Genomic DNA, 19,432 nt, shown 5'->3' on the forward strand with positions numbered 1-19,432 from the left:
TCTTTCATGATATTCCTGGCACTAACACGTAAAGGTTATGAAAGTTACCAAAGCATTAGCAATATTTCGGCTTGCTTGCTCTGGCTGTCTGCAGGAATATTATCTAAGGCAGAACTCGCAGCACTTAGACAGTCGGGCTTAGCCTTTTCAGACTTTAGCTATGTAATTGAGCCTAACGATAAAGAAGCAATTTCATGCGCAATCCATACCATCAAAGAACATCATCCAGATGAAACGGTATGGGTAGAGTCATGAAACATAGAAATTTACATGTGTTCGACTATCAATTTCGGTACAGCCTAACAAATGGTTCAAATCGTTCGCTTCGCTCACTGGGACGGGCTAAAGCCCGCCCCTTAACCAAACGTTAGGCATCACATGAAGCTCATCATTTCATCCATAGCTATAACGTTAATTTTAACTGGGTGCATTCCTTTTCCTCGGTATATCACAACCCAACCAGACATAACTATTCAAGTAAATGACCAGGCTGGCATGCCTATACCTGACGCAAATATATTAATAATCAGCGCATTTAATCCTCACAGAGTCTTACACAAGAAAAGCACCCTCATCACTGACTCGCATGGAATAGCAAAGCTAAGCAGAGAAGCTGAGTGGGAAATTATGTATCCATTCATGCTTCACGGAGTACGCTACTTTTATTGGTCGTGGTGCATCAGTAAAAACGGGTACATTAGTTCATCAAATGAAACCCGGGAAATTTCCCTAAGCACGACTACCACTCTCAAAAAAGGGGAGTCAACTAAATGCAGCAACGATCAAGGCTATATCCTGATAGGTAACCAGCCTAACTAGTGGTTCAAGTCGTTCGCTTCGCTCACTCGGGACGGGCTAAAGCCCGCCCCTTAACCAAACGTTATGTGCCAGCTGATTTTTTGGGGAATGATTGATGCCGAGCAAAAGTCTAAACTCACGTATACCAGCTTATAAGTCCGCATTCTCCAGTGGGGAACTCCAAAAGACCTACCAAGACCTGGTTGGCATTGTCCAAAATCTAAGAACTGAATTCTCTAAGAAATACAAAAGCGAATTCTTGATTGCCAATGTGTTGCATGGTTACATAGATTTCACGTACTTTTACTTGCAAAACAGCTATCTCAAGAAGAAAAAGCTAAAGCTTGCGATTGTCTTCAACCACAAAAATGCAAATTTTGAACTGTGGCTCCTTGGGCAAACAAAGGATGTACAGATTCTCTATTGGAGAAAACTAAGAGAAGTGAAGTGGGTCAATAAGGAGGTAATGCCAGAGTATTCAATTTTCGAAGCCCCACTACTTTTGGCCCCAGACTTTGATAGTTCAACAAAGCTATCGGAGTCCATTCACACTCAATTTGAATCCCTGTCGCAGGAGATATTCAACACGCTGGAGGCATACGAATAATGCCACATAACACTGCAGTCGAGAGGGACGGCCGCCCCTCACTTCCACGTTAGAGCTCATTCACTCATGCACATACCAGCCCTCATCATCATTGATATGCAGCGTGGAATGCTCGAACCGTCAGCAGGCGCTCGCAACAACCCGCATGCAGAGCAAGCAATCGCAATTACGCTGAAAGCATGGAGAGAAGCGAAGGCACCGATTGTTCATGTGCGTCACATCTCAAGAACACCTGGCTCTCCGTTCTGGCCTGGGCAGCCTGGTGTTGAGTTCCAAGAAGAACTACAGCCATTAAACACCGAGCATGTAGTTGAAAAGAACGTCCCGGACGCATTCATTAACTCCGGGCTTGAGCGCTGGCTTCGGATCAGAGGCATCGAAACCATTGCAATCGTAGGTGTGAGCACCAACAATGCTGTCGAAGCAACAGCGCGTACAGCAGGTAATCTTGGTTTTCAAACTTATGTGGCAGCGGATGCAACGTTTGCATTCGCAAAGCCCGACTACAACAGAGTTCTACGTAGCGCTGAAGAGGTACATGCTATGGCATTAGCGAATCTTCATGGTGAGTACGCAACAGTCGTCACAACCACCGAGTTACGAAAGGCCCTCTAACAACTGGTTCAAACCGTTCGCTTCGCTCACTCGGGGTCGGTTAAAACCGTCCCCTTAACTTAACGTTAGTCATCTTCACCCTATAGGAAATTGTCAGATGAAATTGTTAGCATTTGCAGCCAGTAACAGTAAACAGTCTATAAACAAGCAGTTGGTAACATATGCCGCAAGCCTCCTTGAAGGTGCTGATGTCGATATCTTAGATTTGAACGACTATGAACTGCCATTGTTCAGTATTGATAAGGAAAAAGAGCTCGGCAATCCTGATTTGGCAAAGGCATTTGTGTCAAAAATTGCAGCTTCTGATGTGATCATAATTTCTTTTGCTGAACACAATGGCGCCTACAGTGCAGCCTACAAGAACCTGTTTGATTGGTGCTCGAGAATTAATACAAAAGTATTTCAAGACAAGCCTCTTGTTTTGCTTTCCACGTCACCAGGCGCACGCGGAGGCGCCAGCGTTCTGGCCTTAGCAACGACCTCTGCTCCTCATTTTGCCGGCCGTGTCCAAGCCAGTCTTTCTATTCCAAGCTTTAACGAGAACTTTGATGTCGAGCGCGGCATGCTTATTAACGAAGCGTTGAACGACCGATTGATTGAGGCTGTTAGGGGGTTGAAGAATTTGCCAAACGGCTAACAACATCCAGCGGCGGCGCTCTGCGTCGCCGCTGATGTTGACGGTAAGCTTACCAGGAGGAAACCATGGACGACGCAGCTTACGAACAACTAGAAGCTCTTTGTGCGGACTTCCAAAGGCAGTGGATCGTCTTACTACGGGACAGGCTTAAAAAGCACAACATACCTAACGACATCGCCAAATCAATCTGTGGTGAATTCAGCTTCGACTTATCAATGCTTTTCGATCAAGGCGAGATCGATTATCAAGGCGATAGTTTCAGGCCATTTGTCGCTTTCACAGACGATGCTGAACAGCCAGCACTTATTGTTGAACCTAACGGCCCTCAATTCCATGAATATGCGTTGGGTACGACTGACGAGGCCTATGAGTAGCAAACGGCCTAACCAGTGGTGCAAAGCATTCACTTCGCTCGCTGGGACACGCTCCAGCCGGCCCCTTAACCAAACGTTAGGCCATATGCAAAGAATGCTCTATCTCCGCATCATTTCATTTTTTAATACATCAGGTGATAACCATGCTGAAAGGAAGTTGCTGCTGCGGAACCATCAGGTTCACGCTATCTAGCCCCCCAACAATGATGGGCACTTGTTACTGCACGCGCTGCCGCAAGGTCGGCGCCACCACATTTGTATTCGTCAAGCGCGATTCTTTTGAATTACTCTCAGGCGCAGACGCCATATCCACATACAAGCCAGAAGCACCCTACCAATACAACCGTTGCTTTTGCTCCCATTGCGGCACAGCGCTTGGTGAAATCACATCCCTTGAAGAGTCTTTTCCGGTTGCGGCCAACTGCTTCGATGACGAGCTTAAGATCACGAATATGTTTCATGAGTTCGTAAAAGAAAAGCCGAGCTGGTATGGCATCTGTGATGAGGCGAAACAATTCTTAGAGCATCCTCACCCGTAGTGCCATGCAGCAAAACTGAGAACGGTGAATTCTGCTATCGGCGCAAACCGTGGCGCGGCCTAACTGCATTAAAAACCGCCCACGTCGCTCACTGACACGGACCAAAGCCCCACGTTCAACTGCCCGAGCAGTCGTGTACCGATACCCTATTTACTAACATGGACGCCCCCAGCAAGCGGATTTGACCTATGAAAATTCAACTTAATAGCCGTCTGCCCTCACGTAACGCTGGATATATATTTTTAACCCATCGTGAATATTCAAGAACATGACCAGGGAATCAATATGGCAGCCATGAGCAAAGGCATTCACCATCTTGGTTTGAGCGTTTGCAACCTTGAGGAGAGCGCCCAGTTCTTCATTCAGCAACTGGGTTGGCATGAAGTTAAAAGAAACCCGGATTACCCAGCAATTTTTGTCAGCGACGGTACCGTGACGCTGACTCTCTGTGTCGACCAAAGCCATCGCCCCGGTTGCATTTGATTGGCACGCCAATGTGGGTTTACATCATTTGGCATTGCTCGTTGAAAGTGAGGCGCAACTTGAGGCGCTGCACAGGCACCTGATCCGTTCTGGCACTCGTGTTGAGTTTTCGCCTGACTGGGTGAAACAAGGCCCGGCGCAACATCTTATGTGCTTCGACCCCAGCGGCATTCGTATTGAGTTCTTCTGGCCGGGTGTGTGAATACCCGTGATCAGCCGATCCATCCAGGCCAATGACTACTGCCAAGCCTGGCGCATACCACGCTCGCTGCAAGCTGGACCAAGCCCCTCGATAAGCGAGCCGAACGGCATGCACAGCTGCAGAGCGTGCAACGCGCTCATCTGAAGCCCGCCTCAGCGCGCAAGACTTCGCGCCGAAAACCCGGATAATGGCGGCCATTTGTTCAGCCCGTATTCGGTATGCCCCATGGAAATCAAGGTCAACTTTCTCGACAACCTGCGTCTCGAAGCCAAGTTCGATGATTTCACGGTAATCGCCGACCAGCCCATCCGCTACAAGGGCGATGGCTCGGCGCCGGGGCCGTTCGACTACTTCCTCGCATCCTCGGCGCTGTGCGCGGCCTACTTCGTCAAGTTGTACTGCCAGACGCGCAACATCCCCACGGATAATATCCGCCTGTCGCAAAACAACATCGTTGACCCGGAAAACCGCTACCAGCAGATTTTCAAGATTCAGGTCGAACTGCCAGCGGACATCTCCGACAAGGATCGCCTGGGCATTCTGCGTTCCATCGACCGTTGCACGGTAAAGAAGGTGGTGCAGGCCGGACCGGAGTTCGTGATTGAGGAAGTGGACAACCTCGACGCCGATGCCCAGGCGCTGTTAATGCCGGCGCTGACGGCCGGCGAAGGCACGCGCATTCTTGGCAAGGACCTGCCGCTGGAAGAAACCATCGCCAATATGTCGGCCATCCTTGCCGGCCTGGGCATGAAGATTGAGATCGCCTCCTGGCGCAACATCGTGCCCAACGTCTGGTCGCTGCATATCCGCGACGCGCAGTCGCCGCTGTGCTTCACCAACGGCAAGGGCGCGACCAAGGAGAGCGCGCTGGCCTCGGCGCTGGGCGAGTTCATCGAGCGGCTGAACTGCAACTTCTTCTACAACGACCAGTTCTGGGGCGAGGAGATCGCCAACGCCGATTTCGTCCATTACCCCAACGAGCGCTGGTTCAAGCCGGGGCCGAAGGATGCGCTGCCGGATGAGATCCTCGACGAGTACTGCCTGGCCATCTACAACCCGGACGGTGAACTGCGCGGCTCACACCTGTACGACACCAACTCCGGCAACAAGGCGCGTGGCATCTGCTCGCTGCCCTTCGTGCGCCAGTCGGATGGCGAGACGGTGTACTTCCCGTCCAACCTGATCGAAAACCTGTTTCTGAGCAACGGCATGAGCGCCGGCAATACCCTGGTAGAAGCGCAGGTGCAGTGCCTGTCGGAAATCTTCGAGCGGGCGGTCAAGCGCGAGATTCTGGAGAACGAACTGGCCCTGCCGGATGTACCGCAGGCGGTCCTGGCCAAGTACCCCGCCATCGTTGCCGGCATCCAGGGGCTTGAGGCGCAAGGCTTCCCGGTGCTGGTCAAGGACGCTTCCCTGGGCGGCGAATTCCCGGTGATGTGCGTGACCCTGATGAACCCGCGCACCGGCGGCGTGTTCGCCTCTTTCGGCGCGCACCCAAGCCTTGAGGTGGCGCTGGAGCGCAGCCTCACCGAGCTGCTCCAGGGCCGCAGCTTCGAGGGCCTCAACGACCTGCCGCCGCCAACCTTCGAGAGCCAGGCGCTGAGCGAGCCGAACAACTTCGTCGAGCACTTCATCGACTCCAGCGGCGTGGTGTCGTGGCGTTTCTTCAGCGCCAAGGCCGACTACGAATTCGTCGAATGGGACTTCTCCGGCGCAGGGGCTGACTCCAATGCCCAGGAAGCCGCGACCCTGTTCGGCATCCTCGAAGGCATGGGCAAGGAGGTGTACATGGCGGTGTACGATGACCTCGGCGCCAATGCCTGCCGCATCCTGGTGCCGGGCTACTCGGAAATCTACCCCGTTGAGGACCTGATCTGGGATAACACCAACAAGGCCCTGCTGTTCCGCTCGGACATCCTCAACCTGCACAGCCTGAGCGACATGCGCCTCAAGTCCCTGCTCAAGAGCCTGGAACACTGTGAGGCCGACGATTACACCGAGATATCCACACTGATCGGCATCGAATTTGACGACAACACGGTGTGGGGCCAGTTGACCATCCTTGAGCTGAAGCTGCTGATTTACCTCGCCTTGCAGAAATTCGAAGAGGCCAAGGAACTGACCGAAGCCTTCCTGCAGTACAACGACAATACAGTCGAACGCGGCCTGTTCTATCAGGCCCTGAACGTCGTGCTGGAAGTGCAACTGGACGACGACCTGGCGCTGGACGATTACGCGACCAACTTCCGCCGCATGTTCGGCAACGAGCGGATGGCGGCGGCCATCGGTTCGGTCAACGGCAGCGTACGCTTCCATGGCCTGACCCCGACCAGCATGAAGCTGGAAGGTCTCGACCGTCATCTGCGCCTGGTGGAAAGCTACAAAAAACTGCATGCAGCCAGAGCACGGGCAGCGGGACGCTAAGCCCGCACAAGCGCATCAACAGATGGAGGTACAGGATGCAGCCGTCAGCAGATGAGATGTCGCGGATAATTGAAATGGCCTGGGAGGACCGCACGCCCTTCGAAGCCATTGCGCTGCAATTTGGCCTGTCTGAAGCGCAGGTAATCGCCTTGATGCGCCGCGCCCTCAAGTCCGGCAGTTTCAAACTCTGGCGAGCGCGGGTCAGTGGCCGACAGACCAAACACCTGAAACTGCGCGATACGCGCGTGAGTCGCGGCTATTGCCCGACGCAATACAAACAACGTTAAAGCACAGCCTGATCAGACTGCAGAAGCCAGCACCGCCTGGTTGCGACCACTGTGCTTGGCCTTGTAGAGCAGACGATCAACCTGTTCGAGAAAGCTCTGTGGCTGATCGGATGGACCTGGCGTCGGGGTGCCAACGCCCAGGCTCAGGGTCAGCAAAGGGCCGACGTGGGAATGGGCGTGCTGGATGTTCTGCTCACGGATCAGCTGACGGCACCGCTCGGCGACCTGAGCCGCAGCCTGGGCACCGGTTGCCGGCGGCAGCAGAGCCGCCGAAGCGGGCCATCAGGTGACGCGGGCGTACAGCGGCCGCGCTCAAGGCCCGGCCAACACTCCGCAGGCAATCCGGACGGCTGATAGCTGAGGTTTAACCACGATCAGCGGACGGCGCAACATTGGCCAGGCTGACTGGCCAGTGCTGCCGCAGAATGCACAAGGGCCGCTAATGCGGCCCTTGTGGGTTACTCCGAGGTGCGATCAGGCATGCACTTGGGACGGGTCACGGCGGCTGTCCGGGCCGTTCATCAGCGCGGCACCGGTGGTTTCATCCATGGCCTGCTGCAGGGCCTTCTTGCGCTTCTCTTCGGCGCGGTGGGCAAAGAACCACACCAGGAAGGTGGCGAAGGACACGGCCAACAGAATCAGACTGGCCACGGCGTTGATTTCCGGCTTCACACCCAGACGCACGGCAGAGAAGACCTCCATCGGCAGGGTGGTCGAACCTGGCCCGGACACGAAGCTGGCGAGCACCAGATCGTCCAACGACAAGGCAAAGGACATCATGCCGCCGGCCGCCAGCGAAGGCGCGATCATCGGGATGGTGATCAGGAAGAACACCTTCCACGGCTTGGCGCCCAGGTCCATGGCCGCTTCTTCGATAGACAGGTCCAGCTCACGCAGACGCGACGACACCACGACCGCCACATAGGCAGAACAGAAGGTGGTGTGGGCGATCCAGATGGTCAGGATGCCACGCTCGGCAGGCCAGCCGATCAGTTGTGCCATGGCCACGAACAGCAGCAGCAGCGACAGACCGGTGATCACTTCAGGCATGACCAGTGGCGCGGTGACCAGACCACCGAACAGCGTGCGCCCCTTGAAGCGGGTCACGCGGGTCAGCACGAAGGCTGCCATGGTGCCCAGCGCGACCGCAGCAATGGCGGTGTAACAGGCGATTTCCAGCGAGCGCATCACCGAGTTCATCAGCTGGGTGTTGTCGAGCAGGCCGACATACCACTTCACCGACCAGCCCCCCCACACCGTCACCAGCCGCGAGGCGTTGAACGAGTAGATGACCAGGATCAGCATCGGCAGGTAGATAAACGCCAGACCGGCCCACAGCATAAAGTTGGAGAAACTGAAACGCTTCATGCCCGGCCCTCCATCTCTTTGGCTTGGTTACGGTTGAACAGGATGATGGGCACAATCAGGATCGCCAGCATCACCACCGCCAGGGCGGATGCCACCGGCCAGTCGCGGTTGTTGAAGAACTCCTGCCACAGCACCTTGCCGATCATCAGGGTCTCCGGACCGCCGAGCAGTTCAGGGATCACGAACTCACCGACCACCGGGATAAACACCAGCATGCAGCCGGCGATGATGCCGTTCTTGGCCAACGGCACGGTGATTTTCCAGAAGCTGTTGAAGGTGCTCGACCCCAGATCTGCGGCGGCTTCCAGCAGGCTCTGGTCATGTTTGACCAGGTTGGCGAACAGCGGCAGCACCATGAACGGCAGGTACGAGTAAACAATACCGATGTACACCGCCAGGTTGGTGTTGAGGATCTGCAACGGCTCGCTGATCACCCCCAGCCACATCAGGAAGCCATTGAGCAGGCCGTTGTTGCTGAGAATGCCCATCCAGGCATACACGCGGATCAGGATCGCCGTCCAGGTCGGCATCATGATCAGCAGCAGCAGCACCATCTGCTTGTCCTTGTCGGCCCGAGCAATGGCATAGGCCATGGGAAAGCCGATGATCAGGCAGAGAAAGGTGCTGACCGCGGCCATCTTCAGCGAGCCCAGGTAGGCGGCCAGGTACAACGCATCCTCACTCAGGAAGATGTAGTTACCCAGATTGATGATCACCGTGAGCTTGTTTTCTGCCCAGCTGTACACATCGGTGTACGGCGGGATGGCCACATCGGCTTCGGCAAAGCTGATCTTCAGGACAATGAAGAACGGCAACATGAAGAACAGGAACAACCACAGGAACGGCACCCCGATTACCAGGTGCCGGCCCTTGGGCATACGGCGGCTGATACTCCGGACAATGTTCATGATTGCAGTACCACGCCGCTGTCGTCTTCCCAATACACCACCACCGGATCATCCCAGGTCGGCCGCTTGCCACGCCGTTCGGCGTTGGCGATGAAGCACTGCACCACCTGCCCGGAGGTGAGTTTGACGTGGTACACCGAGTGACCGCCGAGGTAGGCGATATCGTGGACGTGGCCGTTGCTCCAGTTGTATTCGGGGTGTTCATGGTCACTCGGCAACACAGTGGCCATCAGTAGTTTTTCCGGGCGCAGGGCGTAGCTGACCTTCTTGTCTTCGGCACGGGTACTGACGCCGTGACCGATGTAGATCGGTTTGTCCAACTGCGGGCAGTTGATGATGGCGTGGTCGGCCTCGTCGCTGGTGATCTGCCCATCGAATAGGTTGACGTTGCCAATGAACTCACAGACCAGACGGCTGGTCGGGGTTTCATAAATGTCCACCGGGCTGCCGATCTGCGCGATCCAGCCCAGGTGCATGATGGCAATGCGCTGAGCCATGGTCATGGCTTCTTCCTGGTCGTGGGTCACCATGACGCAGGTTACGCCGACCCGCTCGATGATTTCGACAAGCTCAAGCTGCATCTGCGAACGCAGCTTCTTGTCCAGAGCACCCATGGGCTCATCGAGCAGCAGCAGTTTGGGACGCTTGGCCAACGAGCGCGCCAGAGCCACACGCTGGCGCTGACCACCGGACAGCTGGTGCGGCTTGCGCTTGGCGTACTGGGTCATATGCACCAGCTTGAGCATTTCCTCGACGCGAGCGTCGATTTCCGCCTTGGGCATCTTGTCCTGCTTGAGACCGAAGGCGATGTTCTCGGCCACGCTCATGTGTGGGAACAAGGCGTAGGACTGGAACATCATGTTGATCGGTCGCTCGTAGGGCGGCAGGTCGGTGATGTCCTGACCATCGAGGAAAATACGGCCCTCGGTTGGTCGTTCAAAACCGGCGAGCATGCGCAACAGGGTCGATTTACCCGAGCCGGAACCGCCCAGCAGGGCAAAGATCTCACCTTTGTTGATCGTCAAAGAGACGTCTTCGACGGCCACAGTCTCGTCAAACTTCTTGGTTACGCGCTCGATCTTGACCAACACCTCTTTCGGTTGCTGATCACCCTCGAGAACCTTTTTGTAGGCACTGGAAGCAACTGCCATTACCAAAACTCCCGCAAAAGTAGCGCCCGACCCCGCTGGCCGGGCGTTTTGAATTTATTGACCCGACTTGACCTTGGTCCAGCTGCGGGTCATCAACCGTTGCACCTTGACCGGCAACTCTGCCGAGATAAATAACTTGTCCAGCACCGCTTGTGGCGGGTACACCGACTCGTCGTTGCGCACATCCTGGTCCATCAACTCACCTGCTTTGATATTCGGGTTGGCGTAACCGACATAGTTGCTGACCCCGGCAATGGCGACAGGATCAAGCAGGTAGTTGATAAAGGCATGCGCCTCTTTCGGATTGCTGGCATCTACCGGAATGGCGAGCATGTCAAACCACAGGTTGGCGCCTTCCTTGGGGATGCTGTAGGCGATCTGGATGCCCTTGCCGGCCTCTTCGGCGCGGTCGGCGGCCTGCAGGATGTCGCCGGAGAAACCGACGGCCACGCAGATATCGCCGTTGGCCAAATCACCGATGTACTTGGAGCTGTGGAAGTAGGTCACATAGGGACGCACAGCCAGCAGTTGGGCTTCGGCTTTGGCGTAATCCGCAGCGCTGGTGCTGTTCGGGTCAAGGCCCAGGTAGTTGAGCACGGCCGGAAGCATTTCATCGGCCGAGTCGAGGAAGCTCACGCCACAGCTGGCGAGCTTCTGCATGTTCTGCGGCTCGAGAACGGTGGCCCAGGAGTCAATCTTGTCGACACCGAGCACTTCTTTAATCTTGGCCACGTTGTAGCCGATGCCATTGGTGCCCCACAGATAAGGCACTGCGTATTGATTGCCGGGGTCGTTGACTTCCAGTTGCTTCAGCAGAACCGGGTCAAGATTTTCCCAGTTAGGCAGCTGACTGCGGTCGAGCGTCTGGAATGCGCCCGCCTTGATCTGCTTGCCAAGGAAATGATTGGACGGCACTACGATGTCGTAGCCGGAACGGCCCGCCAGCAGTTTGCCTTCCAGGGTTTCATTGGAGTCAAACACGTCGTACAGGGCTTTGATGCCCGTGGCTTTTTGGAAATCGGCCAGGGTGGTTTCAGCGACATAGTCAGACCAGTTGTAGACCTTGACCACAGGGTCGGCGGCTTGCACGGCGCTGAAGCTGACGGCGGCTAACAGCCCCGCCAGAAAAGGAGTACGACGCATAGGAGCTTCCTTATTGTTGTGGGTGGATGAGGCAGGCGAACCTGCCCCACCCGGTACGGCTATTAACGACCCGACTTGATCTTGGTCCAGCTGCGGTTCATCGCGCGCTGCGCGTTAGCCGGCAGATCCGGGAAGGTGTAGATCTTGGCCATGGTCGCGGCGTCCGGATAGATGCCCGGATCAGTACGCAGCACTTCGTCAACCAGTGGCGTGGCGGCGGCATTACCGTTCGGGAACTGCACAAAGTTGGTGATGTTGGCCATGACCTCTGGCTTCATCAGGTAGTTGAGGAACACGTGAGCAGCCTCGACGTTCTTCGCATCAGCTGGGATGGCCATCATGTCGAAGAAGCTGCCAGCACCTTCTTTAGGAATGCTGTAGGAAATGTTCACGCCATTCTTCGCTTCTTCAGCACGGGACTTGGACTGATACAGGTCGCCCGAGTAGCCGATGGCCACGCAGATGTTGCCGTTGGCCAGATCACCGATGTACTTGGAGCTGTGGAAGTAGGAGGTCGAGGAACGGATCGAGAGGAACAGTTCTTCGGCTTTCTTCAGCTCGCCAGCATTGGTGCTGTCCGACTTGAAGCCCAGGTAGTTGAGGGCGGCGGGAAGGATTTCGGTCGGCGAGTCGAGGAACGACACACCGCAGTCTTTCAGCTTGGCGATGTTTTCCGGCTTGAACACCAGATCCCAGGAGTTGACCGGGGCGTTTTCACCCAGTGCAGCCTTGACCTTGTCGACGTTGTAGCCGATGCCGATGGTGCCCCACATGTAGGGAATCGAATACTGGTTGCCCGGGTCGCTCGGGTCCAGCGCCTTGAGCAGGTTCTTGTCGAGGTTTTCCCAGTTTGGCAGCTTGGACTTGTCCAGCTTCTGGAATACCCCTGCCTTGATCTGCTTGGCCAGGAACGGGTTGGACGGTACCACGATGTCGTAACCGGAGCTGCCGGCCAGCAATTTGGCTTCCAGGGTTTCGTTGCTGTCAAAGACGTCGTAGACGACCTTGATGCCGGTTTCCTTCTGGAAGTTATCCAGGGTGTCTTCTGCGATGTAGTCGGACCAGTTGTAAACGTGCAGGACCTTGTCATCCGCGTGTGCGGCACTCACCACAGCCCCAGCAAGGGACAACGCGAGAAGGGTTTTGCCGAATTTTTTCATGCGTACAGCTCCTGTTGTTGTAGTCGTTTCCGGAAGATGCGCGTCATCTGCAGCACCTTCCGGTGAGCCTGACATACGCATTGGCGCAGTCTGGCAAGGTCACCACCCGTTGACAACTTTCAGACGTAACCATCTGAAAACGAAGGTTATTGAACCTTAAACCAGCACCTCAGCGGCAGTCAGGTCGAGGCATTTACGGGCCTTTTCAACCAGTTCGTCGATCTCAGCAAAGCTGATTACCAGAGGCGGCGAGATGATCATGGTGTCGCCGACGGCGCGCATGATCAGCCCATTATTAAAGCAGTGACCACGGCAGATCATGCCAACCCCGACATCTGCGGCAAAACGTTGGCGGCGAGCCTTGTCCTGCACCAATTCAATGGCACCCAACATGCCGACGCCGCGCACTTCACCCACCAGCGGGTGATCAGCCAACTCACGCAAACGCTTTTGCAAATACGGTGCCGTTTCTGCCTTGACGCGCGCAACAATCTTTTCTTCGCGCAAAATGCGCAGGTTTTCCAGGGCCACCGCGGCCGCCACCGGATGCCCGGAGTAGGTAAAGCCGTGGTTGAAGTCACCGCCCTGATTGAGCACCTCGACAATATCGTCGCGCACGATCAGCCCACCCATCGGGATGTAGCCGCTGGTCAGGCCCTTGGCGATGGTCATCATGTGCGGCGTGTTGCCGTAATAGTCACTGCCGAACCATTCGCCGGTACGGCCAAAGCCACAGATCACTTCATCGGCGACAAACAGGATGTCGTACTTGGCGAGGATTTCGCGGATGCGCGGCCAGTAGCTGTCCGGCGGGATGATCACGCCACCCGCGCCCTGAATCGGCTCGGCAATAAAGGCGGCGACATTTTCTTCGCCGACTTCGAGGATCTTCTGCTCAAGCTGGTCGGCGGCCCAGATACCGAACGCTTCGGGGCTCATGTCACCGCCCTCACCGAACCAGTACGGCTGCGGAATGTGCACAATGCCCGGAATCGGCAGATCGCCCTGCTCATGCATGTACTTCATGCCGCCCAAGCTGGCGCCCGCCACGGTGGAGCCGTGGTAACCGTTGATCCGGCTGATGATCACCTTCTTGTTCGGCTGGCCTTTGACTGCCCAGTAATGGCGCACCATACGCAGCATGGTATCGTTGCCTTCAGAGCCGGAGCCGGTAAAGAACACATGGTTCATTCCCGCCGGAGCCAGCTCGGCAATCGCCTTGGCCAACTCCAGAGCAGGCGGCGTGGCCGTCTGGAAGAACATGTTGTAGTAGGGCAGCTCTTGCATTTGTTTCGCGGCGGCGTCTGCCAGTTCCTTGCGACCATACCCAATTGCCACACACCAAAGTCCGGCCATGGCATCGAGGATCTTGTGGCCCTCGCTGTCCCACAGGTAAACACCGTCGGCCTTGGTGATAATGCGCGGGCCCTTCTCGTGCAGCTGCTGATAATCGCTGAACGGCGCGAGGTGATGTTCGCGGCTCATGGCCTGCCACTCGCGGGTTTTCGGATTGGTCACTTGACTGTTCATAACAACACCTTGGATTAACCGGGCTGCGTACTGCAGCCCGCTAAAATTCTTGGAGCCTGATAACCGGCTCATCGCGACCACTGGCGCAGGGATCACCCACGCCAGCGGCCTGGCAGTTACACCGACAGCAGCAGGAACTCGCGCTCCCAGGAGCTGATCACCCGCTTGTAGTTCTCGTGCTCGGCGCGTTTAACCGCGACGTAACCACGCATGAACTTGTCGCCCAGGTACTTCTCCGCATCCTTACAGGCTTCCATGCGTTCCAGGGCGTGCTCGATGGTGATCGGCAGGCGCAGGTTGCGACGCTCATAAGCGCGACCTTTGACTGGAGCACTCGGCTTGAAGTCGCCAACCATGCCCATATAGCCACACAGCAGCGAAGCGGCCAGCACCAGGTAAGGGTTGGCGTCAGCACCGGCCAGGCGGTTTTCCACTCGGCGGTTCTGTGGCGTGGCTTCCGGTACGCGCAGGCCCACGGTGCGATTCTCTTCACCCCATTCGACGTTCACCGGTGCCGAAGTATCCGGCAGGAAGCGGCGGAACGAGTTGACGTTGGGGGCGAACAGCGGCAGCAGTTCAGGGATGTACTTCTGCAGACCACCGATGTGCAACATGAACAGTTCGCTCATGCTGCCATCCGGGTTGGAGAACAGGTTCTTGCCGGTTTTAATGTCCACCACGCTCTGGTGAATGTGCATCGCGCTGCCCGGCTGATCGGTGATCGGCTTGGCCATAAAGGTGGCAGCCACATCGTGCTTGAGCGCGGCTTCACGCATGGTGCGCTTGAACACGGTGATCTGGTCGGCCAGGTGCAGGGCCTCGCCGTGACGGAAGTTGATTTCCATCTGCGCCGGACCGTCTTCGTGGATCAGCGTATCGAGATCTAGGCCCTGGATTTCGCACCAGTCATACACGTCTTCAAACAGCGGATCGAATTCGTTGGCCGCATCAATGGAAAACGACTGACGACCCACTTCCGGACGACCGGAACGCCCCATCGGGGCGACCAGCGGGAAATCCGGATCGCTGTTGCGCTTGGTCAGGTAGAACTCCATTTCCGGCGCGACGATTGGCTTCCAGCCCTTGTCTGCGTAGAGCTTGAGCACATTCTTGAGAATGTTGCGCGGCGACAGCTCAATCGGGTTGCCCTGCTTGTCGAAGGTGTCGTGAATCACCATCGCAGTTGGCTCAATGGCCCACGGCACAAGGAACACAGCGTTCTCGTCCGGACGGCAGAACATGTCGATGTCCGCCTCGTCGAGCAGGTCGTAATAAATATCGTCCTCGACATAGTCGCCGGTTACGGTCTGTAGCAGCACACTCTCGGGGAGGCGCATGCCCTTCTCGTCGAGGAACTTGTTGGTCGGCGAGATCTTGCCGCGGGCAATGCCGGTAAGATCGCTGATCAGGCATTCAACTTCGGTGATTTTGCGTTCTTTCAGCCAGCTCGAAAGCTGGTCTAGTTTGGTACTCATAGAGACCTCAGGGTTGGTGAGAGCCGACCTATATATAGTCGGCTCAGCGTTGCCCCGCCTTCTTCCTGCAAGCCTCACCAAAGGCCTGGAAGATGGCGAGATAATTCGGGTTGGATCGTACCTGCCATTCAGGGTGCCATTGCACCCCCAATGCAAAGCTTTTGGCACCTTCGACGGAGAAGGCTTCGATCAACCCGTCAGGCGCCAGTGCTTCTACGCGAAGGCCCGGCGCCAGACGCTGAACGCCCTGGCCATGAATGGAATTGACCTGAATCTCGCTCGGCAAGCCGATGCTGGCGAGTAGCCCACCGGGCTGCACATGCAGCGCGTGTCGCAGGCCATATTGTTGCGCTACCGGGGTGTCTTCGGGCTCACGATGATCCATGTAGCCATCCACCTCATGCACCTTCTGGTGTAATGCACCACCAAAAGCCACATTCATTTCCTGAAAACCACGGCAAATGCCCAGCACCGGGATGCCCAGGGCAATTGCTGCTTTAATCAGAGGAAGAGTCGTGCTGTCACGAGCAGCATCATGCAGGGTGCCGACATCGCTGGCAGGGCCACTGTAATGGTGAGGTTCAACGTTTGACGGAGAGCCCGGGAACACCAGACCATCAATATGTTGCAGCAGGTACTGCTGGTCGATCTGCTCGCCCAGGGCCGGAATGATCACCGGCATGCCGCCAACGACGGTAACAATGGCCTGCAGGTATTTATCACCTGCGGTGTGATAGATGTTGTGCCCGAGCTGCTTGGTGCAGGCACTAACGCCGATAATCGGCTGGCGCGACATGAGACACCCGTTTTATTGCTGTTATGGGTTTCGACCGAGCTTAGCCTTGTTCATTTTTTTTCACAATAGCCATGTAAAAAATTGAACACACCCGACTGAGCACCGCGGCAGACAAGGGTTTCAGCTGGGTTACAATGCCCTGCAATGCCCCAAAACTGGCCATCAAGCCCTCTTTTTGGGCAAAATGTGCCTCTCTTGACAGCACAGGGTGTTTAAGATTGACTCACCCCCGTGCAATTGCATGATTGATATTTTTAACAAAAAAGGTGTTGCATCATGTCGGTACCCCCGCGTGCCGTTCAGCTTAACGAAGCGAACGCGTTCCTTAAGAAACATCCTGAGGTCCTGTTCGTCGACCTTCTGATCGCAGATATGAATGGTGTGGTGCGCGGCAAGCGTATCGAGCGTGCGAGCCTGCATAAGGTTTACGAACGCGGCATTAATCTCCCGGCTTCCTTGTTTGCCCTGGACATCAACGGCTCGACGGTGGAAAGCACCGGCCTGGGTCTGGATATCGGCGACGCCGACCGGGTCTGCTTTCCCATCCCCAACACCCTGAGCAATGAGCCTTGGCAAAAACGCCCTACCGCGCAGCTGCTGATGACCATGCATGAAATGGAAGGCGAGCCATTCTTTGCCGACCCGCGTGAAGTCTTGCGCCAGGTGGTGGAGAAGTTCGACGAACTGGGCCTTACCATTTGCGCCGCGTTCGAAATCGAGTTTTACCTGATCGACCAGGCCAACGTGAACGGCCGCCCACAGCCGCCGCTGTCACCTTTGTCAGGCAAACGCCCACAGTCGACCCAGGTATACCTGATCGACGACCTCGACGAGTACGCCGAATGCCTGCAGGACATTCTTGAAGGCGCCAAGGAGCAAGGCATCCCGGCTGACGCCATCGTCAAGGAAAGCGCACCGGCGCAGTTCGAAGTCAACCTGCACCACGTTGCCGACCCGATTAAAGCCTGCGACCACGCACTACTGCTCAAGCGTCTGATCAAGAACATCGCTTACGACCATGAAATGGACACCACCTTCATGGCCAAGCCCTACCCCAATCAAGCGGGCAACGGCCTGCACGTGCACATTTCGGTACTCGACAAGCAAGGCAACAATATCTTTGCCTGTGATGACCCTGAGCAAAACGATGCACTGCGCCATGCCATCGGTGGCGTATTGGAAACCATGCCCGCGTCGATGGCGTTCCTCTGCCCGAACGTCAACTCTTACCGACGTTTCGGTGCTCAGTTCTACGTACCGAACTCGCCATGCTGGGGTATCGACAACCGCACGGTGGCGCTGCGCGTGCCCAATGACACGGCCGATGCCGTGCGTATCGAACACCGCGTGGCAGGTGCCGACGCCAACCCCTACCTGCTGATGTCGGCAGTACTGGCAGGCGTGCATCACGGCTTGACCAACAAGATCGAGCCGGGCGCCCCGGTGGAAGGCAACTCCTACGAGCAGAACGAGCAGAGCCTGCCAAACAACCTGCGTGACGCCCTGCGCGAGCTGGACGACAACGAAGTACTGGCACGTTATATCGATCCGAAATACATCGATATCTTCGTCGCCTGTAAAGAGAGCGAGTTGGCCGAGTTCGAGAACTCGATCTCCGACCTCGAATACAACTGGTACTTGCACACAGTTTGATACAACACCCAACGCCGGCCTTTGAGCCGGCGTTTTTTATGGCCCCTGGCCTACCCCGCGCACTGCGCAATCCCCTGCCCAACAATCGCCAGAGTCGCGGTGACGGGCAGTGTTCGACCCGGATCTTTGCTGGCACGCCATTCACCTACCCCGGAGAACCCCATGCCTCGCCTGTTTGCCGCCTTCCTGCTCACCCTGACACCATTGCTGGCCAGTGCCGAGGAGGTGATCCGGGTCTACAACTGGAACGACTACATCGCCCCGCAGGTACTGAAAGACTTCGAGGCGCAAACCGGCATCCGCGTGGACTACCGCACTTACAGCACCGCCGAAGAGCTGGCTGCTGTACTGGCCAGCGGCGAAGCCGTCGACGTGGCCGTGCCTTCGCATGACGCACTGCCGACACTGATCAAGAACGGCAACATTCAGCCGCTGGATTTCAGCCTGTTGCCTCATCGCAAACACCTCGACAAACAACTGCTCAGCACCCTGGTCGCCCTCGACCCCGCCAACCGCCATGCATTGCCCTACCTGTGGGGCGCAGTCGGTCTGGCGATCAACACACCACAAGCAGAAGCAGCCTTTGGCGGCCCGCTGCCCAATAGCTGGAGCCTGCTGTTTGATGCCGAACAAAGCTCACGCCTGGCCACGTGTGGCATGAGCGTACTGGACGCTCCTGACGAGACCCTGACCCTGCTGCTCAACTATCAGGGCCGCAGTCTGGCGCGCAGCGCACCGAGCCGCATCGAGCGCTCCAGCAGCGTCCTGGATGATCTGCGGCCGAATCTGCGTTACGTCGACAGCGAGCGCTATATCGACGACCTCAACCAGGGCAAGCTGTGCGTGGCTATGGCCTGGGTCGGTGATGCACTGGCAGCAGCTGATGCGGGTCAGCCGGTGCGTTTCGTGGTGCCTGACGAAGGTTCAATCCTGTTTATCGACAACCTGGTGATCCCCAGCAGCGCCAAGCGCGTCGACCTGGCCCACCGCTTTATCGACTACCTGATGCAGCCCAAAGTCGCCGCACTGATCACTGCCGAAACCCTGTACCCCAGCGGCAACGCCGACTCCCGCGAGTTTCTCGATGAAGCCCTGCGCAACCAGCCGGATCTCTACCCGGACCGCGACACCAAACGCCGCCTGCATCCCCTGGAAACCCTGCCAGAAAAGCACAGCGCGACCCGCGATGCCGTATGGACGCGCTTTCGCGATGGCAGTTGAGTGAAAAACAGATAGATGGGAGGGGCTTCAGCCGCGACAAGAACAACAGCTCGCCGCTAAA

General features: G+C 56.4%; 21 protein-coding genes. 12 read left to right on the forward strand and 9 right to left on the reverse strand.

Annotated elements, in window-relative coordinates; genetic code table 11:
* From DBR00_RS20830 to DBR00_RS19170, 10 genes are all read left to right on the forward strand, one after another.
* Positions 1–255 (forward strand): hypothetical protein (locus tag DBR00_RS20830; protein ID WP_218276644.1); only part of this gene is annotated, 255 nt, incomplete at its 5' end.
* A 658-nt stretch (positions 256–913) separates the two neighbouring features.
* Complete coding sequence (locus tag DBR00_RS19135) at positions 914–1,405, forward strand: hypothetical protein (RefSeq protein WP_108487196.1); 492 nt, start codon at positions 914–916, stop codon at positions 1,403–1,405.
* 66 nt (positions 1,406–1,471) lie between these two features.
* Positions 1,472–2,020 (forward strand): cysteine hydrolase family protein, encoded by a 549-nt coding sequence (locus tag DBR00_RS19140; protein ID WP_108487197.1) that lies wholly within the window; start codon positions 1,472–1,474, stop codon positions 2,018–2,020.
* A 97-nt stretch (positions 2,021–2,117) separates the two neighbouring features.
* Entirely contained in the window at positions 2,118–2,657 is a 540-nt protein-coding gene (locus DBR00_RS19145) for an NADPH-dependent FMN reductase (RefSeq protein WP_108487198.1), read from the forward strand.
* Positions 2,658–2,722: 65 nt separating this feature from the next.
* Positions 2,723–3,031 (forward strand): hypothetical protein, encoded by a 309-nt coding sequence (locus DBR00_RS19150; RefSeq protein ID WP_108487199.1) that lies wholly within the window; start codon positions 2,723–2,725, stop codon positions 3,029–3,031.
* A gap of 143 nt (positions 3,032–3,174) precedes the next feature.
* Complete coding sequence (locus tag DBR00_RS19155; RefSeq protein ID WP_108487200.1) at positions 3,175–3,570, forward strand: GFA family protein; 396 nt, start codon at positions 3,175–3,177, stop codon at positions 3,568–3,570.
* Positions 3,571–3,864: 294 nt separating this feature from the next.
* Positions 3,865–4,053, forward strand: a complete 189-nt coding sequence (locus DBR00_RS21530) for a VOC family protein (RefSeq protein WP_371920682.1) — start codon at positions 3,865–3,867, stop codon at positions 4,051–4,053.
* The gene (locus DBR00_RS20840; RefSeq protein ID WP_218276646.1) at positions 4,019–4,255 is read left to right on the forward strand and encodes a VOC family protein; all 237 of its coding nucleotides are present in this window, start codon (positions 4,019–4,021) and stop codon (positions 4,253–4,255) included. Before DBR00_RS21530 ends, DBR00_RS20840 begins: the two co-directional genes overlap by 35 nt.
* A gap of 225 nt (positions 4,256–4,480) precedes the next feature.
* Positions 4,481–6,679 (forward strand): OsmC domain/YcaO domain-containing protein, encoded by a 2,199-nt coding sequence (locus tag DBR00_RS19165; RefSeq protein WP_108487201.1) that lies wholly within the window; start codon positions 4,481–4,483, stop codon positions 6,677–6,679.
* A gap of 35 nt (positions 6,680–6,714) precedes the next feature.
* The gene (locus DBR00_RS19170; protein WP_108487202.1) at positions 6,715–6,966 is read left to right on the forward strand and encodes a TIGR03643 family protein; all 252 of its coding nucleotides are present in this window, start codon (positions 6,715–6,717) and stop codon (positions 6,964–6,966) included.
* 12 nt (positions 6,967–6,978) lie between these two features.
* Here the strand turns inward: DBR00_RS19170 and DBR00_RS21220 are convergent, their stop codons facing one another.
* The 9 genes from DBR00_RS21220 to DBR00_RS19215 all read right to left on the reverse strand — a co-directional run bounded on the left by DBR00_RS21220 (position 6,979) and on the right by DBR00_RS19215 (position 16,497).
* Positions 6,979–7,230, reverse strand: a complete 252-nt coding sequence (locus tag DBR00_RS21220) for a diguanylate cyclase domain-containing protein (RefSeq protein ID WP_371920683.1) — start codon at positions 7,228–7,230, stop codon at positions 6,979–6,981.
* A gap of 210 nt (positions 7,231–7,440) precedes the next feature.
* Entirely contained in the window at positions 7,441–8,334 is an 894-nt protein-coding gene (locus tag DBR00_RS19180) for an ABC transporter permease subunit (protein WP_108487203.1), read from the reverse strand.
* Positions 8,331–9,212 (reverse strand): ABC transporter permease subunit, encoded by an 882-nt coding sequence (locus tag DBR00_RS19185; protein WP_177480043.1) that lies wholly within the window; start codon positions 9,210–9,212, stop codon positions 8,331–8,333. Before DBR00_RS19185 ends, DBR00_RS19180 begins: the two co-directional genes overlap by 4 nt.
* A gap of 26 nt (positions 9,213–9,238) precedes the next feature.
* Positions 9,239–10,393, reverse strand: a complete 1,155-nt coding sequence (gene potA, locus DBR00_RS19190; RefSeq protein WP_108487205.1) for a polyamine ABC transporter ATP-binding protein — start codon at positions 10,391–10,393, stop codon at positions 9,239–9,241.
* A 54-nt stretch (positions 10,394–10,447) separates the two neighbouring features.
* Positions 10,448–11,536 (reverse strand): polyamine ABC transporter substrate-binding protein, encoded by a 1,089-nt coding sequence (locus DBR00_RS19195; RefSeq protein WP_108487206.1) that lies wholly within the window; start codon positions 11,534–11,536, stop codon positions 10,448–10,450.
* Between the two features lie 62 nt (positions 11,537–11,598).
* A complete protein-coding gene (locus DBR00_RS19200; protein ID WP_108487207.1) occupies positions 11,599–12,696 on the reverse strand; it encodes an extracellular solute-binding protein in 1,098 nt (365 codons plus the stop codon).
* Between the two features lie 156 nt (positions 12,697–12,852).
* The gene (locus tag DBR00_RS19205; protein ID WP_108487208.1) at positions 12,853–14,226 is read right to left on the reverse strand and encodes an aspartate aminotransferase family protein; all 1,374 of its coding nucleotides are present in this window, start codon (positions 14,224–14,226) and stop codon (positions 12,853–12,855) included.
* 116 nt (positions 14,227–14,342) lie between these two features.
* Entirely contained in the window at positions 14,343–15,701 is a 1,359-nt protein-coding gene (locus DBR00_RS19210) for a glutamine synthetase family protein (protein WP_108487209.1), read from the reverse strand.
* 43 nt (positions 15,702–15,744) lie between these two features.
* Positions 15,745–16,497: a gamma-glutamyl-gamma-aminobutyrate hydrolase family protein gene (locus tag DBR00_RS19215; RefSeq protein WP_108487210.1), complete on the reverse strand. Its 753-nt coding sequence runs from the start codon at positions 16,495–16,497 to the stop codon at positions 15,745–15,747.
* Positions 16,498–16,773: 276 nt separating this feature from the next.
* On the opposite strand from DBR00_RS19215, the gene DBR00_RS19220 reads away from it, so the two are divergent.
* Together DBR00_RS19220 and DBR00_RS19225 are read left to right on the forward strand one after the other, a co-directional pair.
* Positions 16,774–18,150 (forward strand): glutamine synthetase family protein, encoded by a 1,377-nt coding sequence (locus DBR00_RS19220; RefSeq protein WP_108487211.1) that lies wholly within the window; start codon positions 16,774–16,776, stop codon positions 18,148–18,150.
* 162 nt (positions 18,151–18,312) lie between these two features.
* On the forward strand, positions 18,313–19,371 hold the full coding sequence (locus tag DBR00_RS19225; protein ID WP_108487212.1) for an extracellular solute-binding protein: 1,059 nt from the start codon (positions 18,313–18,315) through the stop codon (positions 19,369–19,371).
* The last annotated feature ends 61 nt before the right edge of the window (positions 19,372–19,432 follow it).

The organism is Pseudomonas sp. HMWF032, assembly GCF_003060885.1.
Lineage (GTDB): Bacteria > Pseudomonadota > Gammaproteobacteria > Pseudomonadales > Pseudomonadaceae > Aquipseudomonas.